The organism is Pseudomonas sp. AOB-7 (genome assembly GCF_003696305.1).
Taxonomy (GTDB): Bacteria; Pseudomonadota; Gammaproteobacteria; order Pseudomonadales; family Pseudomonadaceae; genus Aquipseudomonas.
Map to the genome: position 1 here is coordinate 199002 of NZ_RFFK01000006.1, position 18152 is coordinate 217153.

General features: G+C 69.2%; 13 protein-coding genes. 9 read left to right on the forward strand and 4 right to left on the reverse strand.

The genetic code is table 11. The features are described 5' to 3' along the window. Nucleotides 1–112 precede the first annotated feature (112 nt). The 5 genes from EA796_RS13920 to hisC all read left to right on the forward strand — a co-directional run bounded on the left by EA796_RS13920 (nucleotide 113) and on the right by hisC (nucleotide 4878). Nucleotides 113–352: a BolA family protein gene (locus EA796_RS13920; RefSeq protein WP_003459267.1), complete on the forward strand. Its 240-nt coding sequence runs from the start codon at nucleotides 113–115 to the stop codon at nucleotides 350–352. A gap of 22 nt (nucleotides 353–374) precedes the next feature. Beyond that, complete coding sequence (murA, locus tag EA796_RS13925) at nucleotides 375–1640, forward strand: UDP-N-acetylglucosamine 1-carboxyvinyltransferase (RefSeq protein WP_021445568.1); 1266 nt, start codon at nucleotides 375–377, stop codon at nucleotides 1638–1640. Between the two features lie 69 nt (nucleotides 1641–1709). Beyond that, nucleotides 1710–2345, forward strand: coding sequence for an ATP phosphoribosyltransferase (hisG, locus tag EA796_RS13930; RefSeq protein ID WP_021445567.1), 636 nt, complete (start codon nucleotides 1710–1712; stop codon nucleotides 2343–2345). Between the two features lie 103 nt (nucleotides 2346–2448). After that, a complete protein-coding gene (hisD, locus tag EA796_RS13935; protein ID WP_122109019.1) occupies nucleotides 2449–3759 on the forward strand; it encodes a histidinol dehydrogenase in 1311 nt (436 codons plus the stop codon). Nucleotides 3760–3825: 66 nt separating this feature from the next. Continuing rightward, nucleotides 3826–4878 carry a histidinol-phosphate transaminase gene (gene hisC / locus EA796_RS13940; RefSeq protein ID WP_122109020.1) on the forward strand — a complete coding sequence of 351 codons (1053 nt, stop codon included), beginning with the start codon at nucleotides 3826–3828 and terminating at the stop codon, nucleotides 4876–4878. A 120-nt stretch (nucleotides 4879–4998) separates the two neighbouring features. Here the strand turns inward: hisC and EA796_RS13945 are convergent, their stop codons facing one another. Next, on the reverse strand, nucleotides 4999–5454 hold the full coding sequence (locus tag EA796_RS13945; RefSeq protein WP_122109021.1) for a DUF2214 family protein: 456 nt from the start codon (nucleotides 5452–5454) through the stop codon (nucleotides 4999–5001). 117 nt (nucleotides 5455–5571) lie between these two features. Then, nucleotides 5572–6945, reverse strand: coding sequence for an MATE family efflux transporter (locus EA796_RS13950; protein ID WP_122109022.1), 1374 nt, complete (start codon nucleotides 6943–6945; stop codon nucleotides 5572–5574). A 163-nt stretch (nucleotides 6946–7108) separates the two neighbouring features. On the opposite strand from EA796_RS13950, the gene EA796_RS13955 reads away from it, so the two are divergent. Further along, nucleotides 7109–7573: an aminoacyl-tRNA deacylase gene (locus EA796_RS13955; protein WP_021445651.1), complete on the forward strand. Its 465-nt coding sequence runs from the start codon at nucleotides 7109–7111 to the stop codon at nucleotides 7571–7573. A gap of 135 nt (nucleotides 7574–7708) precedes the next feature. Continuing rightward, a complete protein-coding gene (locus EA796_RS13960) occupies nucleotides 7709–12607 on the forward strand; it encodes an alpha-2-macroglobulin (RefSeq protein ID WP_122109023.1) in 4899 nt (1632 codons plus the stop codon). 83 nt (nucleotides 12608–12690) lie between these two features. On the opposite strand, the gene EA796_RS13965 is transcribed toward EA796_RS13960, so the two are convergent. Next, a complete protein-coding gene (locus EA796_RS13965; protein ID WP_122109024.1) occupies nucleotides 12691–12993 on the reverse strand; it encodes a hypothetical protein in 303 nt (100 codons plus the stop codon). Between the two features lie 404 nt (nucleotides 12994–13397). Here EA796_RS13965 and EA796_RS23575 point away from each other — a divergent pair, with 404 nt between their 5' ends. Both EA796_RS23575 and pbpC read left to right on the forward strand, forming a co-directional pair. After that, the gene (locus EA796_RS23575) at nucleotides 13398–14438 is read left to right on the forward strand and encodes a hypothetical protein (RefSeq protein ID WP_218567633.1); all 1041 of its coding nucleotides are present in this window, start codon (nucleotides 13398–13400) and stop codon (nucleotides 14436–14438) included. Between the two features lie 281 nt (nucleotides 14439–14719). Continuing rightward, nucleotides 14720–17074, forward strand: a complete 2355-nt coding sequence (gene pbpC, locus EA796_RS13975; RefSeq protein ID WP_122109026.1) for a peptidoglycan glycosyltransferase PbpC — start codon at nucleotides 14720–14722, stop codon at nucleotides 17072–17074. Between the two features lie 41 nt (nucleotides 17075–17115). Here the strand turns inward: pbpC and EA796_RS13980 are convergent, their stop codons facing one another. Then, the gene (locus EA796_RS13980) at nucleotides 17116–18033 is read right to left on the reverse strand and encodes a LysR family transcriptional regulator (RefSeq protein ID WP_021445326.1); all 918 of its coding nucleotides are present in this window, start codon (nucleotides 18031–18033) and stop codon (nucleotides 17116–17118) included. Between the last annotated feature and the right edge of the window lie 119 nt (nucleotides 18034–18152).

An 18152-nucleotide genomic window follows, 5' to 3' on the forward strand; every position in this document is an offset into this window, starting at 1 on the left:
ACAAACCCTCCGTCAGCGCTGCCTCATGCGGGGTTCGCAGGCGGGGGGCTTTTTTGTATGATGGCCGACCCGCGGGCGCAGGTAGCCCGATATGCGTCAATCGAGGTCGAGCATGCAGGCTGCAGAAGTGAAAAGCCTCCTAGAGGAAAAACTCCCGAATACCCAGGTGGAAGTCGAAGGCGAAGGCTGCAACTTCCAGCTCAACCTGATCAGCGACGAACTGGCCGCTCTCAGCCCGGTCAAACGCCAGCAGCAGATCTATGCCCATCTCAATGCCTGGATCGCCGATGGCAGCATCCACGCCGTGACCATGAAATTCTTCAGCCAGGCCGATTGGGCCGCGCGTTCCTGAGCCTGCGGGCGACGAGACTCCTATGGACAAACTGATCATTACCGGCGGCGCTCGCCTCGATGGCGAAATCCGCATTTCCGGGGCGAAGAACTCCGCCCTGCCGATCCTCGCGGCGACCCTGCTGGGTGACGCCCCGGTGACCATCTGCAACCTGCCGCACCTGCACGACATCACCACCATGATCGAGCTGTTCGGCCGCATGGGCATCGAGCCGGTGATCGACGAGAAGCTGTCGGTGGAAGTCGACGCGCGGTCGATCAAGACCCTGGTCGCGCCCTACGAGCTGGTCAAGACCATGCGTGCCTCGATCCTGGTGCTCGGCCCCATGGTGGCCCGCTTCGGCGAGGCCGAGGTGGCCCTGCCCGGCGGCTGCGCCATCGGTTCGCGCCCGGTCGACCTGCACATCCGCGGCCTCGAGGCCATGGGCGCGCAGATCGACGTGGAAGGCGGCTACATCAAGGCCAAGGCGCCGGAAGGCGGCCTGCGCGGCGCGCACTTCTTCTTCGACGTGGTCAGCGTTACCGGCACCGAGAACATCATGATGGCAGCGACCCTGGCCAAGGGCCGCAGCGTGCTGGAAAACGCCGCGCGCGAGCCGGAAGTGGTCGACCTGGCCAACTGCCTGAACGCCATGGGCGCCAAGATCCAGGGCGCCGGCACCGACACCATCATCATCGACGGCGTCGAGCGTCTGCACGGCGCGCGCTTCAGCGTGATGCCCGACCGCATCGAGACCGGCACCTACCTGGTGGCCGCGGCCATCACCGGCGGCCGGGTCAAGGTCAAGGACGCCGATCCCTCGACGCTGGAGGCCGTGCTGGCCAAGCTGCAGGAAGCCGGCGCCGAGATCAGCACCGGTCCGGACTGGATCGAGCTGGACATGAAGGGCAAGCGACCCAAGGCGGTCAACCTGCGTACCGCGCCCTATCCGGCCTTCCCCACCGACATGCAGGCGCAGTTCATCGCCCTCAACGCGGTGGCCGAGGGGACCGGCACGGTGATCGAAACGGTGTTCGAGAACCGCTTCATGCACGTCTACGAGATGCTGCGCATGGGCGCCAATATCCTGGTCGAAGGCAACACCGCCATCGTCACCGGGGTAGAGCAGCTCAAGGGGGCGCCGGTCATGGCCACCGACCTGCGTGCCTCGGCCAGCCTGGTGCTGGCGGCGCTGATGGCCGAGGGCGATACCCTGATCGACCGCATCTACCACATCGACCGTGGCTACGAGTGCATCGAAGAGAAACTGCAGCTGCTCGGCGCCAAAATTCGCCGCGTACCGGGCTAAGCTCTCGCGTCCACTGCCGTATGGCCGCTCCTTGTCGGAGTGGCCGTTGCCGTTCAAGGAAACCGCTCCATGCTGACCATCGCCCTGTCCAAAGGCCGCATCCTCGACGACACCCTGCCGCTGCTGGCGGCCGCGGGCATCGAGCCGACCGAGAACCCGGACAAGAGCCGCAAGCTGATCATCCCCACCACTCAGGATGACGTGCGCCTACTGATCGTACGCGCCACCGACGTGCCGACCTACGTAGAGCACGGCGCCGCGGATCTCGGCGTGGCCGGCAAGGACGTGCTGATGGAATACGGCGGCCAGGGCCTGTACGAGCCGCTGGACCTGCAGATCGCCCAGTGCAAGCTGATGACCGCGGGCAAGGTCGGCGCGCCGGAGCCCAAGGGCCGCCTGCGCGTGGCCACCAAGTTCGTCAACGTCGCCAAGCGCTACTACGCCGAGCAGGGCCGTCAGGTCGACATCATCAAGCTGTACGGCTCGATGGAGCTGGCACCGCTGGTGGGCCTGGCCGACAAGATCATCGACGTGGTCGACACCGGCAACACCCTGCGCGCCAACGGTCTGGAGCCGCAGGAGCTGATCGCCACCATCAGCTCGCGCCTGATCGTCAACAAGGCCTCGATGAAGATGCAGCACGCCCGTATCCAGGCGCTGATCGAGACCCTGCGCGGCGCCGTCGAGGCGCGACATACCAGCTGACATCCCGCAGCCTATCCGTGTCATAGCCAAATTCTCAGGTGCCCGCACGGTGGGCTTGCTACTCTAGCGGCGCCTGAGATTTGCCATTACACGAGGCTTTGCCATGACCGCTCCCATTGCTGTTCGCCGACTCAACGCCGCTGACCAGGACTTCGCCCGACACCTGGATCATCTGCTGAGCTGGGAGAGTGTGTCCGACGATGGCGTCAACCAGCGCGTGCTGGAGATCATCCAGGCCGTGCGCGAGCGGGGCGATGCCGCGCTGGTCGAATACACCCAGCGTTTCGATGGTCTGGAGGTCGCCAGCATGGCCGACCTGATCCTGCCGCGCGAGCGCCTGGAACTGGCCCTCGAACGTATTTCCCCCGCACAGCGCCAGGCGCTGGAAGTCGCGGCCGAGCGCGTGCGCAGCTACCACGAGCGGCAGAAACAGGATTCCTGGCGCTACAGCGAGGCCGACGGCACCGTGCTGGGGCAGAAGGTCACCCCGCTGGATCGTGCCGGCCTGTACGTGCCGGGCGGCAAGGCTTCCTATCCATCCTCGGTATTGATGAACGCCATCCCGGCCAAGGTCGCCGGCGTGCCCGAGGTGGTGATGGTGGTGCCGACCCCGCGCGGCGAGATCAACGAGATCGTCCTGGCCGCGGCCGCCATCGCCGGCGTCGACCGCGTGTTCACCATCGGTGGGGCCCAGGCCGTGGCGGCGCTGGCCTATGGCACCGAGAGCGTGCCGCCGGTGGACAAGATCGTCGGCCCGGGCAACATCTACGTGGCCACCGCCAAGCGCCACGTGTTCGGCAAGGTCGGCATCGACATGATCGCCGGGCCCTCGGAAATTCTCGTGGTGTGCGACGGCCAGACCGATCCGGACTGGATCGCCATGGACCTGTTCTCCCAGGCCGAGCACGACGAGGATGCCCAGTCGATCCTGGTCAGCCCGGACGCCGCCTTCCTCGACCGCGTCGCCGCAAGCATCGCCAAACTGCTGCCGAGCATGGAGCGCGCCGAGATCATCCGCACTTCGCTGGAGGGTCGCGGCGCGCTGATCCAGGTCGCCGACATGGCCCAGGCCATCGAGGTGGCCAACCGCATCGCCCCCGAGCACCTGGAGCTGTCGGTGGCCGACCCGGAGGCCTGGCTGCCGCAGATTCGTCATGCCGGCGCGATCTTCATGGGGCGCTACACCGCCGAGGCGCTGGGCGATTACGTCGCCGGCCCCAACCACGTGCTGCCGACCTCCGGTACCGCGCGCTTCTCCTCGCCGCTGGGGGTGTACGACTTCCAGAAGCGCTCGTCGATCATTTTCTGCTCGCCGGACGGCGCCTCGGAGCTGGGCAAGAGCGCCTCGGTGCTGGCCCGCGGCGAGTCGCTGACCGCCCATGCGCGCAGCGCCGAGTACCGGATCAAAGGCTGAATGTAGGATGGGTTGAGCGCAGCGATACCCATCAAAAACACAACGAATTTGAGGAGAGAAGGGCAGATGAGCAAGTTCTGGAGCCCCTTCGTCAAAGACCTGGTGCCCTACGTGCCGGGCGAGCAGCCCAAGCTGAGCAAGCTGGTCAAGCTCAACACCAACGAAAACCCCTACGGCCCGTCGCCCAAGGCCATCGCGGCGATGCAGGCCGAGCTGAACGACAACCTGCGCCTGTACCCGGACCCCAACGGCGAACGCCTGAAGCAGGCGGTCGCCGACTACTACGGCGTGAGCACCGCCCAGGTGTTCGTCGGCAACGGTTCCGACGAGGTGCTGGCGCACGCCTTCCACGGTCTGTTCCAGCACGGCAAGCCGCTGCTGTTCCCGGATGTCACCTACAGCTTCTACCCGGTCTACTGTGGCCTGTACGGCATCGAGTTCGAGGCGCTGCCGCTCGACGATGCCTTCCAGATCCGCATCGAGGATTACGCCCGGCCCAATGCCGGCATCATCTTCCCCAACCCCAACGCGCCGACCGGCTGCCTGCTGGCGCTCGACGCCATCGAGCGGCTGCTGCAGGCCAATCCGGACTCGGTGGTGCTGGTGGACGAGGCCTATATCGACTTCGGCGGCCAGACGGCCATCGCCCTGGTCGATCGCTACCCGAACCTGCTGGTGACCCAGACCCTGTCCAAGTCGCGCTCGCTGGCCGGGCTGCGCGTGGGCATCGCGGTCGGCCACCCGGAGCTGATCGAAGCGCTGGAGCGGATCAAGAACAGCTTCAACTCCTACCCGCTCGATCGCATGGCCATCGCTGGCGCGGCGGCGGCGTTCGAGGATCGTGCCTACTTCGAGCAGACCTGCCAGCAGGTGATCGCCAGCCGCGAGGCGGTGGTCGCCGGGCTGCAGGGCCTGGGTTTCGAGGTGCTGCCGTCGGCCGCCAACTTCGTCTTCGCCCGCCACCCGGACAAGGACGCCGCCACCCTGGCCGCCGGCCTGCGCGAGCAGGGCGTGATAGTGCGTCACTTCAAGCAGCAGCGCATCGCCCAGTTCCTGCGCATCAGCATCGGCGCGCCGGAGCAGAACCAGGCGCTGCTCGACGCCCTGCGAGGGCTGTAAGCGCCGCCGGGGCAATTCGGGAACGCCGCGCTCGGCCCCGGATTGCATCCGGGCCAGGGTTCTGTGCGGCGGGTGAAACCCCGCCGCCGGCCAGGGTGGCGGTAGCCGGCCGCCGATTCGCTAGCCGATCACTCCATAACCCCGCGCCAGCAGCGCCGCCAGCAGCGGCAGCAGCAACAGCAGCAACAACTCCAGGCGAATGCACCAGGTCACCAGGACGATCTGCCGGGCGCTGGGTTCCGGCACCCGGCCGGTCTTGAGCGCCGGGCGCCAGTTGAGGAAGACCACGGTAGGCAGGATCGACAGCAGGCCGACCAGAATGAACAGCCCCACCTTGGCGTGGAACAGGCTGTTGTGCAGGTAGTAGGCCCAGCCCTTGCCGTACCACAGCACCCGCGCGAGGCCGGTGAGCAGCACCAGGCCGGCGCAGATACCGTAGGCCAGGTCGGTGAGCATCAGGCTGCGCGCGCGGCGCAGATCCAGCGGCGCCTTGAACAGCACATGCTCGACGCTGAGTAGGGCGAACAGGGCGAAGATCGCCAGAAAGTGCAGATAGGCGACGAGTGCGGCGGCCATCGAGTGCTCCTTGCGGGTTATTGATCGGTTGCGGCGAGTTCGCCGCGCTTGGCCCGGTACAGCGCCTGGTCGGTGCGCTGCAGGGCCTGTTGGCGCTGGGCTTCGTTGTGCGGCAGCTCAGCGCTGAGCAGGGGCGGTCTCTCCTGCTGGCGGTGGGGCGAACCAGCGGTCGCGACGACTCAAGTGCCAAGCATAGCCAGCCAGCACCAGGCTTCGCAGCCCCATGAAGGCGAGAAAGGCCAGCCACAGGCCGTGGTTGCCCAGCGCCTGCAGCGCCCAGCCCAGCGGCAGGGCCAGCGCCAGGGCGATCAGCATGGCGTCGCGCATTTCTTTGGCCCGGGTGGCGCCGATAAACAGGCCGTCGAGCAGGTAGCTCCATACCGCCAGCAACGGCAGCAGCGCCAGGTAGGGCAGGTACTGCAGTGCGGTGTCGCGCACCGCGGCGATATCGGTCTGCAGGCCGATGAACCAGTGCCCGCCGAACAGGAAGAACAGGGCGAAACCGAGGCTGGCCAGCAGCGACCAGGCCCCGGCTACCAGCAGCGAGCGGCGCAGCGCGGCGCGGTCGCGGGCGCCGAGGGCATGGCCGCACAGCGCCTCGACCGCATGGGCCAGGCCGTCGAGGGCGTGGGCGGTGAGCAGCAGGCCGTTGAGCAGCAGGGCGTTGGCCGCCACCGTGGCGTCGCCCAGGCGGGTGCCCTGCACGGTGATCAGGAAGAACACCAGCTGCAGCGCCAGGGTGCGGATGAAGATGTCGCGGTTCACCGCCAGCAGCGGTCGCCAGCTACTCCAGCGCTGCAGCGCCACGCGCTCGAGCTGCCCCGGGTAGCGGGTCAGGGCGCGGCGCGCCAGCCACAGGCCGAGCAGCGCGGCGCTCCATTCGGCGATCACCGAGGCCCAGGCCGCGCCGGCCACGCCCCACTGCAGGCCGAGCACGAACCACAGGTCCAGGGCCACGTTGAGCAGGTTGGCGCTGAGCAGAATCGCCAGCGGCCCACGCGCGTTCTGCGTACCCAGCAGCCAGCCGACCAGGGCGTAGCTCGCCAGGGCCGCGGGCAGGCCGAACAGGCGGATCTGGAAATACTCGCGGGCCAGCGCGTCCAGTGCCGCCGATGGCCGCATCAGACCCAGCGCGGCGCCGCTGAAGGGGATCGCCAGCACGGCCAGCAGCAGCGCCAGCAGCACGCCGAGCAGCAGGCCCTGCAGCAGCACCTGGCGCAGCGCGCCGCCGTCGCCGCGGCCGGCGGCCTGGGCGGCGAAGCCGGTGCTGCCCATGCGCAGAAAGCCCATGGCCCAGGTCAGCAGGGTGTAGAGGCTGCCGCCCACCGCCACCGCCGCCAGCTGGTGGGCGTGCGGCAGGTGACCGACCACGGCGCTGTCGACCAGCGCCACCAGCGGCACCGACAGGTTGGAGAGAATCATTGGCGCGGCCAGGGCCCAGACCCGGCGCTGGGTCGGGGCGTGGCGCCAGGCGTCGAGCAGGGCGGACATGGGCGGCTCCGGCAAAGCGGCGATTATAGGCGGCGTTAGTACCTTTGCTGCTATCGCAGTCTGGTCATAGCAGCAACCGCACCTTCGCCTGCCTGCCGCCCTGGCTAGACTTTTTCCAGGGCCAGTCAACCAAGCGTCGCCGCGGCGACCGAGGAGGTGGATCATGCGTATGGCCGAAACCCTGGAGCGCCATCTGCAGCGGGCGCATTGCGACTACAAACTGATCGAGCACGAGCCCTCGGCCACCAGCCTGGAGGCGGCGCGCAAGGCGCACATTCCTGCCGCGCGCATGGCCAAGCCGGTGATCCTCGACGACCGCCGCGGCCACTACCTGATGGCCGTGCTGCCGGCCAACCGCAAGCTGGATTTGGACAAGGTGCGCAAGGGCAGCCAGCGCTGGCAGCTCAGCGGCGAGCAGAACCTGGTCGGCCTGTTCAAGGACTGCCAGCGCGGCGCGGTGCCGGCGCTCGGCGCGCTGTACGGCCTGGACATGCTGATCGACCCGCAACTGGCGCGGCTGGCGGACGTCTACCTGGAGGCCGGCGACCACGAGAACCTGGTGCATATGTCGATGGACGACTTCTTCACCCTGGCGCCCAATGCCGAGGTCTGCGAGCTGTGCCATTGAGCCGCGGCTGAAATCGTCGTCGTGCTGGGGCGAGGGGCTGTGCGCGGCTTGGCGCTTTCGCCGCCGCGCCTCCTGCCTGGGTAGGCGCTCGGCTATAGTTGGGGTTCTCTGCGCCCCCCTATACCGGAGCCCGCAATGCCGAACAAAGGACTGCTTCTGGCCCTCGCCCTGAGCCTGCTCAGCGCCTGCGATTCATCCCAGGACCCCGCCACCGTCACCAGCACCGTGCCCGCGGCCGAGCAGCAGCGCCCGCCGCAGCCGGCGGTGGATCGCGCCGCGCTGGCCGCGCGCCATGCCGGCCGCGAACTGCAGGTGGTCGACGTGTCCGAGGTGCAACTGGACGGCGCCAGCGCGTTGTCGGTGACCTTCTCCGTGCCGCTCGATCCCGACCAGCCCTTCGCCGAGCGCCTGCACCTGGTCGACAGCAAGGACGGCAAGGTCGACGGCGCCTGGGAACTGTCCGAAAACCTGAGCGAACTGCGCCTGCGCCACCTGGAGCCCAAGCGCAAGCTGGTGCTGACCATCGACGCCGGCCTGCGCGGCATCAATGGCGCCAAGCTTGCCGCCGAGCACGTCAGCCGCCTGGAGACCCGCGACCTGCAGGCCAGCGTCGGTTTCGCCAGCCGCGGCTCGCTGCTGCCGACCCGCCTGGCCGAGGGCCTGCCGGTGATCGCGCTGAACGTCGACAAGGTCAACGTCGAGTTCTTCCGCATCAAGCCCGAGGCGCTGCCGGGCTTCCTCGCCCGCTGGGGGCGCAGCAGCAACCTCGACACCTGGGAGGCGCGCGAGCTGCTGCCGATGGCCGAGCTGGTCTACGGCGGACGTTTCGACCTCAACCCGGCGCGCAACACGCGCGAGACCCTGCTGCTGCCGATCGCCGGCCTGGAGCCGTTCAAGCAGCCCGGGGTGTACCTGGCGGTGATGCGCGAGGCCGGCAGCTACAGCTATTCGCAGCCGGCGACGCTGTTTTCCCTGAGCGACATCGGCCTGTCCGCGCACCGCTACCGCGACCGTCTCGACGTCTTCACCCAGGCCCTGGAAGGTGGCCAGGCGCAGGCCGGGGTGCAGCTCGAGCTGCTCGATGGCGACGGCGCGCTGCTCGCCGAGGGCAAGACCGACGCCGCCGGCCACGCCCAGTTGCCGCTGCCGGCCAAGGCCCAGTTGCTGCTGGCCAAGCAGGGCGAGCAGACCAGCCTGCTGCGCCTCAATGCACCGGCGCTGGACCTGGCCGAATTCGATATCGCCGGGCCCAAGGCGCATCCGCTGCAGCTGTTCGTGTTCGGCCCGCGCGACCTCTATCGCCCCGGCGAGACGGTGCTGCTCAATGCCCTGCTGCGCGACGCCGACGGCAAGCCGGTCAAGGCCCAGCCGGTGAGCGTCGAGGTGCGCCGGCCGGACGAGCAGGTCAGCCGCAAGTTCGTCTGGACGGCGGACGAGGGGGGCCTCTACCAGTACCAGCTGCAGCTGGCCGAGGAGGCGCCCACCGGGCGCTGGCAGCTGCTGCTCGACCTCGGCGACGGCAGCCCGCAGCTGTACGAGTTTCTCGTCGAGGACTTCCTCCCCGAACGCCTGGCCCTGGAACTCAAGGGCCGCGAGCAGCCCTATGCGCCGGGCGACAATCCCGAGTTCGCCGTGACCGGCCGCTACCTCTACGGCGCGCCGGCCGCCGGCAACCGCCTGACCGGCCAGCTCTACGTGCGGCCGCTGCGCGAGGCAGTGGCGAGCCTGCCGGGCTATCAGTTTGGCGACGTCACCGAGGCCGATCTGACTCAGGATCAGGAACTCGACGAGATCAGTCTCGACGACCAGGGCCGTGCCGTGCTGCGCCCGGAAAACCGCTGGGGCGAGGCCAAATCGCCGCTGCGCCTGATCCTCCAGGCCAGCCTGCAGGAATCCGGCGGCCGGCTGATCACCCGGCGCATCGTCCAGCCGGTATGGCCGGCCGAGCGTCTGCCGGGGCTGCGCGGGCTGTTCGACGGCGAGGAGGTGGATGCCGACAGCCTGGCCGAGTTCGAGCTGCTGGTGGCCGATGCCGCCGGCAACAAGCTGGCCGCCGACGACCTGACCGTGCGCCTGGTGCGCGAGCGCCGCGACTACTTCTGGAGCTTCTCCGACGGTGAGGGCTGGCGGCACAACTTCAACGAGAAGTTCCTCACCCTCAGCGAGGAGCCGCTGAGCATCGAGGCCGGCGGCACCGCCAAGGTCAGCTTCCCGGTGGAGTGGGGCCCCTACCGGGTCGAGTTGGTGGACAACCGCACCGGCCTGCTCAGCAGCCTGCGCTTCTGGGCCGGCTACCGCTGGCAGGACAACGCCGAGGGCGGCGCGGTGCGTCCGGACCAGGTCAAGCTGGCGCTGGATCAGCCGGCCTACGCCGCGGGCGATGTGGCCAGGATCACGGTCACCCCGCCGGCCGCCGGCAGCGGCTACCTGTTGCTGGAATCCAGCGAGGGGCCGCTGTGGTGGCAGGAAATCAGCGTGCCGGCGGCCGGCAAGACCTTCGAGCTGCCCATAGACCCGGCCTGGGCACGTCACGACCTGTATATCAGCGCCCAGGTGGTGCGCCCCGGCGAGCGCAAGGCGCAGGTCACGCCCAAGCGCGCCGTCGGCCTGCTGCACCTGCCGCTGCAGCGTGCGCCGCGCCAGCTGGCGCTGACCCTCGAGGCGCCGGAAAAGATGCGCCCCAAGCAGCCGCTGAAGGTCAAGGTCAGTGCGCGCAACGCCGACGGCAGCATCCCCGAGAAAGTGCGGGTGCTGGTCGCCGCGGTGGATGTGGGCATTCTCAACATCACCGATTACGCCACCCCCGATCCCTTCGCCAGTTTCTTCGGGCGCAAGGCCTACGGCGCCGATCAGCTGGACGTCTACGGCCAGCTGATCGAGGGGCAGGGCCGCCTGGCCAGCCTGGCCTTCGGCGGCGACGCCGGCCTGGCCGCCGGCGGCAAGCGCCCGGACACCAGCGTGCTGATCGTCGCCCTGCAGAGCGAAGCGCTGCAGCTCAGCGAGCAGGGCGAGGGCGAAGTCAGCCTGGATATTCCCGACTTCAACGGCGAGCTGCGCCTGATGGCGCAGGCCTGGAGCGACGAGCGCTTCGGCATGGCCGAGGCCAAGACGCTGGTCGCCGCGCCGCTGATCGCCGAGCTGTCGATGCCGCGCTTTCTCGCTGGCGGCGACGAAACCAGCCTGGCGCTGGATTTGACCAACCTCTCCGGCGCCGAGCAGCAGCTCGACGTACGGGTGGACGTGGATGGCCAGCTGCGCCTGCTGCAGCGCGGCGAGGCGCCGATCCAGCTGGCCGACGGCCAGCGCACCACCCTGCGCATCCCGGTGCGCGCCGAGGGCGGCCTGGGCCAGGGGCGTATCCATGTCGAGGTGCAGGGTCTGGCGCTGCCGGGTGAGGAACTCGGCGACTTCAGCCGCGAATGGACCCTGGGCATTCGCCCGGCCTATCCGGCGCAGCTGCGGCATTTCCGTGCGGTGCTCGGCGAGGGCGAGCCCTGGAGCCTGCCGGCCGGCAGCCTGGCGGCGTTCGAGCCGGCCGGGCTGGAAGCGCTGCTGGCGCTGTCGAGCCGGCCGCCGCTGAACCTCGGCGAGCAGATCCGCGCGCTCAAGGCTTACCCCTACGGCTGTCTGGAGCAGACCACCAGCGGCCTCTACCCCTCGCTCTACGCCGACGCCGCCAGCCTCGAGCGTCTCGGCCTGGCAGGCGAGCCGGACGAGCAGCGCCGCAAGAGCATCGAGCTGGGCATCGAACGTCTGCTCGGCATGCAGCGCCACAGCGGCGGCTTCGGCCTGTGGAGCGCCGAGAGCGAAGAGGAATACTGGCTCACCGCCTATGTCACCGATTTCCTCCTGCGTGCCCGCGAGCAGGGCTTCGGCGTGCCGGCCGAGGCGCTGAAGAAGGCCAGCGACCGTCTGCTGCGTTACCTGCAGCAGAGCAGCCTGATCGAGGCCAGCTACAGCGAGGACTTCGCCCACACCCGTTTCGCCGTGCAGGCCTACGCCGGCTACGTTCTCGCGCGCAGCCAGCAGGCGCCGCTGGGCGCGCTGCGCAGCCTGTTCGAGCGGCGCAGCGAGGCGCGTTCCGGTCTGCCGCTGGTGCAGCTGGCGGCTGCTTTGAAGCTGATGGGCGACGCGCCGCGCGGTGAGCAGGCGCTGGCCCAAGGCCTGATCCAGCCGCGCGACGGCGAGCGCTGGATGGCCGACTACGGCAGCGCGCTGCGCGACCAGGCGCTGATCCTCGCCGTGCTGGAGGAACACGACCTGGCCGCCGGCCAGCGCGAGCAGCGGCTGTTCTACCTGGCCGACGAGCTGGCCGGCCAGCGCTGGCTGTCGACCCAGGAGCGCAACGCCCTGTTTCTCGCCGGTCGCGGCATTCTCGGCCAGCCGGAACAGCCCTGGCGCGCTGCGCTTTCCAGTGGTGCCTTCCAGTTCGAACTGAGTGAGCGGCAACCGGGCCTCAAGCTGGAGCGCGGCGAGCTGGCCGAGCCGCTGAGCGTGAGCAATGCCGGCAGCGCCAAGCTCTACCAGCAGCTGACCCTGTCCGGCTACCCGGTGCAGCCGCCGGCGGCCGGCGGCGACAACCTCAGCATCGAGCGCGAATATCTGGGCATGGACGGCCGCCCGCTCGACCTGCAGCGGCTGACGAGCGGCGAGCTGGTGCTGGTGCACCTGGCGGTGCGCGCCAAGCAGCGCGTGCCCGACGCCCTGGTGGTGGACCTGCTGCCCGCCGGCCTGGAGCTGGAAAACCAGAACCTGGCGCAGAGCGCGGCGAGCCTCGACGACGCCGGCAGCCAGGTCAAGGAATGGCGCCAGGCGATGCAGAACGCGCGGATCAAGCACCAGGAATACCGCGGCGACCGCTACGTGGCGGCGCTGGACGTGGACGGCTACGGCACCACCCACCTGCTCTACCTGGCCCGCGCGGTGACCCCGGGCAGCTACCGCGTACCGCCGCCGCAGGTGGAGTCGATGTACCGGCCGAGCTGGCAGGCGCTGGGCAATTCGCCGGGGGGGATGGTGGTGAGGGAGCGGTAGAGCGGCCCCGGATTGCATCCGGGCTACGGGGCTGGCTCATGGCGAAACGGGGCAAGGCCTGCTGGCCTTGCCCCGTACAGCCGTCACTTGGCGCCGATCATCTCGACGATATTGATCAGCATGGACTGGCCTACCGATACATAGTCCGGCGCCAGCATCGGCGAGTCGAACTCGGCACTGGCCATCTGGATTTCCTCCAGCCGGCAGGCCTCGAGCGCGCTTTGGAAGAGCACACCCACCACCTCCTCCACACTGGGTTGAAGGTAGGGTGCATAGTTGGCGGCGGCCTGCGCCTCGGCTACCTCGGTGTCGCAGTGGCCGGCCAGCGCGGGACTGGACAGCAGCATGGCCGTCACCGTCCAGGCGGGAATCGAATAGAAGCTCATCACTAACCTCCCGGATCTGCTTAGTTGGTAGAGGCGCACAAGGCGTAGGTGGTTACGGTGATCTGGGCTGCTGACCCGCCCCCTGTTGTCTTGACCAGCGATGCCGTCCAGCTCGAGTCGGTTGGCGGGTAGCTCAGAACGGTCTGCCAGGTCTGAGCCGAGGAATAGCTCGCTCCGCCGCCCAGCACCTGCTTGCCCTCGCTGCAGGTCGCCGTGCAGGTAATGGCGGTTGTGTTCTGTGTGCAGGTTTCGGTTTTGCGCTCCCAGGCGGTCAGGCCGGTATCGCCCTGCGGACCTGCTGCTCCAGCGGGGCCTATTTCGCCCTGAGGGCCTTGCGGACCGATCTCGCCTTGAATGCCCTGCGGACCCATTTCGCCTTGAGGGCCTTGAGGGCCTTGAGGGCCTTGCGGGCCGATCTCGCCCTGAACGCCCTGCGGACCCGTTTCGCCCTGCGGGCCCTGTGGGCCGGTCTCGCCCTGAGCGCCCTGCGGACCCGTTTCGCCCTGTGGGCCCTGTGGTCCGGTCTCGCCCTGAGCGCCCTGCGGACCCGTTTCGCCCTGTGGGCCCTGTGGTCCGGTCTCGCCCTGAGCGCCCTGCGGACCCGTTTCGCCCTGTGGGCCCTGTGGTCCGGTCTCGCCCTGAGCGCCCTGCGGACCCGTTTCGCCCTGTGGGCCCTGTGGTCCGGTCTCGCCCTGAGCGCCCTGCGGACCCGTTTCGCCCTGTGGGCCCTGTGGTCCGGTCTCGCCCTGAGCGCCCTGCGGACCCGTTTCGCCCTGTGGGCCCTGTGGTCCGGTCTCGCCCTGAGCGCCCTGCGGACCCGTTTCGCCCTGTGGGCCCTGTGGTCCGGTCTCGCCCTGAGCGCCCTGCGGACCCGTTTCGCCCTGTGGGCCCTGTGGTCCGGTCTCGCCCTGAGCGCCCTGCGGACCCGTTTCGCCCTGTGGGCCCTGTGGTCCGGTCTCGCCCTGAGCGCCCTGCGGACCCGTTTCGCCCTGTGGGCCCTGTGGTCCGGTCTCGCCCTGAGCGCCCTGCGGACCCGTTTCGCCCTGTGGGCCTTGCGGCCCGGTCTCGCCCTGAGCGCCCTGTGGACCCGTTTCTCCCTGTGGGCCCTGCGGCCCGGTCTCGCCCTGAATGCCCTGCGGACCCGTTTCGCCCTGCGGTCCCTGTGGACCAGTATCACCCTTATCCCCCTTGGTACCCGGGCATTTACCGTTGATACCGTTCTCGCAATCCCAGACTCGCCGCTCCAGGGCGCCCAGGCCGCCTTTGAGATTGTCCACGATGTGGGCTGTGTCGTGATCCGCCAGCGCCTGAGGGCTGAGGCCGAGCAGTGCCAGCGCTATCAGGGCTGCCGAAGGCGCGGCGGTAAAGCGGCCGAGGCAACTGCCCGGTACTTCGGTACCAAGCGACTGAGATGGCAATACCTGCCGGACGGCGGTGGGCAATAATTCATCGCCAAGTTCGTCGATGCGCATAACCAATGTCCTTTCGTTGCAATGGAAGGATGGCATCGCACCGTCAAGCGCCTGGCGCCGGAGAAGGCTGGGAGGTTGAACTCGATGCCCGTAAACACCGCTTGGCGGGTACTGTCAGCCCAACGAAGCAGTGTTCAGATTTAGGTCTAGTGGCCCCGTAATGGCATGTAAAGCCTCTAAGGGTCAAAAATGTGGCGAATGTGTGGTGATCAGACGGATGGTCATTGTTTATGTCAATAAATCGTCTTCTTGCGATGCCTGCTTATTGGCGCGCAGCTGAAGCCTCTGGGGGGCGGCGCTGGCGGCAGTGCGCTGGTGCGCTGATTGTTGTGCTGAGTCTGCTCTGGCTCGCCGACCGCCTGTTCCCGCTGCCGCTGCCCGAGGACGATCTGGCCCGCGTGGTGCTGGCCGAGGACGGCACGCCGCTGTGGCGCTTCGCCGATCACGACGGGGTATGGCGCTACCCGGTGACCCCGGACCAGGTCTCGCCCTATTACCTCGAAGCGCTGCTGACCTACGAGGATCGCTGGTTCCGCCTGCACCCCGGGGTCAACCCGCTGGCCCTGGCCCGCGCCGCCTGGCAGAACCTCAGCGGCGGGCGCGTGGTGTCCGGCGGCAGCACCCTGTCGATGCAGGTGGCGCGCCTGCTCGACCCGCATGGCCGCGACCTGCCCGGCAAGCTCAAGCAGCTGTGGCGCACCGCGCAGCTGGAGTGGCACCTGTCCAAGGACGAGATCCTCGCCCTGTACCTCAATCGCGCGCCCTTCGGCGGCACCCTGGAAGGCGTGGCGGCGGCCAGCTGGAGCTACCTGGGCAAGCCGCCGAGCCAGCTCACCCGCGCCGAGGCCGCATTGCTCGCGGTGCTGCCGCAGGCGCCCAGTCGGCTGCGGCCGGATCGTCACCCCGAGCGCGCCCAGGCCGCGCGCGACAAGGTGCTGCGGCGTCTGGCCGAGTTCCGCGTATGGCCGCAGGCGCAGGTGTACGAGGCACTGGAGGAGCCGGTATTCCTCGCCCCACGCCGCGAGCCGAGTCTGGCGCCCTTGCTGGCGCGGCGGCTGAACCGCGCCGGTAGCCCGCCGCTGATCCGCACCACCCTCGACGCCGGCCTGCAATTGCGCCTGGAAGACCTGCTGCTGGGCTGGCGCGCGCGCCTGCCCGAGCGCACCTCGGCGGCGATCCTGGTGGTGGAGCACCAGAGCATGGCGGTGCGCGCCTACCTCGGCTCGGTGGATATCGGCGATGCCGCGCGCTTCGGCCACGTCGACATGGTGCGCGCGTTGCGCTCGCCCGGCTCGACGCTCAAGCCCTTCCTCTACGGGATGGCCCTGGACGCCGGGCTGATCCACTCCGAGTCGCTGCTGCAGGACGTGCCGCGGCATTACGGCGACTACCGTCCCGGCAACTTCGCCGCCGGCTTCAGCGGCCCGGTGTCGGCCAGCGAGGCGCTGGCCACCTCGCTCAACCTGCCGGCGGTGCAGCTACTGGAGGCCTACGGGCCGAAGCGCTTCGCCGGCGAGCTGCGCGGCGCCGGGGTGCCGATTCGCCTGCCGGCATTGGCCGAGCCCAACCTGGCGCTGATCCTCGGCGGCGGCGGCACCCGCCTGGAGGCGCTGCTGGCCGGCTACAGCGCCTTCGCCCGTGGTGGCCTGGCGGCGCGGCCGCGCCTGCAGCCGGACGATGAGCTGCGCGAGCGGCGCCTGCTGTCGCCCGGTGCAGCCTGGATAGTGCGGCGCATCCTCAGCGGCCAGGCACGTCCGGATCGCGACCCGCGCGCGCAGCTCGTGCAACGGCCGAGCCTGGCCTGGAAGACCGGCACCAGCTACGGCTTTCGCGATGCCTGGGCCATCGGCGTCGGCCCGCGCCACCTGATCGGCATCTGGATCGGTCGCCCGGACGGCACCCCGGTGCCCGGCCAGTTCGGCCTGGCCTCGGCGGCGCCGCTGCTGCTGCAGGTGCACGATCTGCTGGTCAACCGCGACAGCCAGCGCGGCATCGCCGCGCCGGCCGATCCGCAGCCGGCCGAGGTCGGCGTCGCCGCCATCTGCTGGCCGCTGGGCCAGCCCCTGGACAGGGACGATCCCAACTGCCGGCGCCTGCGCTTCGCCTGGACCCTGCAGGGCACCACGCCGCCGACCCTGCTGGCCGCCGACCAGCCGCTGGGCAGCGGCTTGCGCGAGCCTCTGTGGCTCAATCCCCGCGGCCGTCGCGTCGCCCCAGGCTGCGCCCAGGCCGAGCGTCGCGAGCTGGCGCTATGGCCGGCGCCGCTGGAACCCTGGTTGCCACGCCGCGAACGGCGCAGCGCGCGCCTGCCGGCGGCCGACCGTGCCTGTCCGCCGCCGACGCCGGCCCAGGTGGCGCCGCTGTCCATCGTCGGCGTGCGTGAGGGCGATCGCCTGCGCCGACCGCAGGGCGACGCCGAACCGCTGCGCCTGAGCCTGTCGACCCTCGGCGGCAGCGGCCGGCGCTGGTGGTTCGTCGACGGCCGGCCGCTGGGCGACAGCGCCGCGGGGGCGCCCTTCGCCCATGCGTTCGCGGTCGGCCGGCACCAGCTCAGCGTGCTCGACGAGGGCGGCCAGACCGCCCGCCTGGAATTCAGCGTCGAGCCTTAGCGCCTGGCGCCGGCGTGCGACCTATTTTCGCCAGCGCCCGCTCAGGATTCGGCCAGCGCCTCGAGAAAACTTTCCAGCACCAGGTGCGCGCGGCGGCCCTTGCGCGTCACCGCCGCCAGGCTGATGTCGTAGAAGCGGCTGGCGGCCTTGAGCGCGCGCAGGCGCCCCTGCTGCACCCAGGCCTGGGCGTAGTGGTCGGGCAGGTAGCCGATATAGCGTCCGGTGAGGATCAGGAAGGCCATGCCCTCGCGGTCCGAGGCGCTGGCCGTGCAGTTCAGCGCCTGGTAATGGTTCTGCACCTCCGGCGGCAGGCGGAAGGTCGGGGCGATGGCCTCCTGGGCGTTGAGGCGCTCGTCCTCCAGCTGCTGGTCGTCGACGTAGAAGAGCGGATGGCCGACCGCGCAGTAGAGCAGCGAGCGCTCGTCGTACAGGGTCTGGTACTCCAGGCCGGACAGCGCGCCGACCTGCGGCACCACGCCGACATGCAGGCGGCCGTCGAGCACGCCTTGTTCCACCTCCGACGGCGGCGTCATGCGGATATGGATACGCACGTCCGGGCCCTGCGCCTTGAGCCGCGCCAGGGCGTTGGTGATGCGCATGTGCGGGATGGTCACCAGGTTGTCGGTCAGGCCGATGTTCAGCTCGCCGCGCAGATGGCGGTGCAGGCCGTTGACCTCGGTGCGAAAGCTCTCCAGCGCCGCCAGCAGCTGCAGGGTGCTCTGGTACACCTCGCGGCCTTCCTCGGTCAGGGCGAAGCCGGCGCGGCCGCGCTGGCACAGGCGCAGGCCGAGGCGCTGCTCCAGGTCGCTCATCTGCTGGCTGATGGCCGAACGGCCGATGCCCAGCGCACTTTCCGCGGCGGAAAAACCGCCGCATTCCACCACGCTGCGAAACAGCTTGAGCAGGCGGATTTCAAAGTCGCTGACCTGGGCCAGTGGATCGGGGCGGCGGCTGCTCATTTGTTTAGTAAGCCTTTAACTGAAGATAATAAGAGTGCTGTTTTACTGACTCTATGCCCGTGGCACCTTTGCTGGCAACAGATAGGCTTTCGTAGGAGCGGCGTTAGCCGCGAATCGCT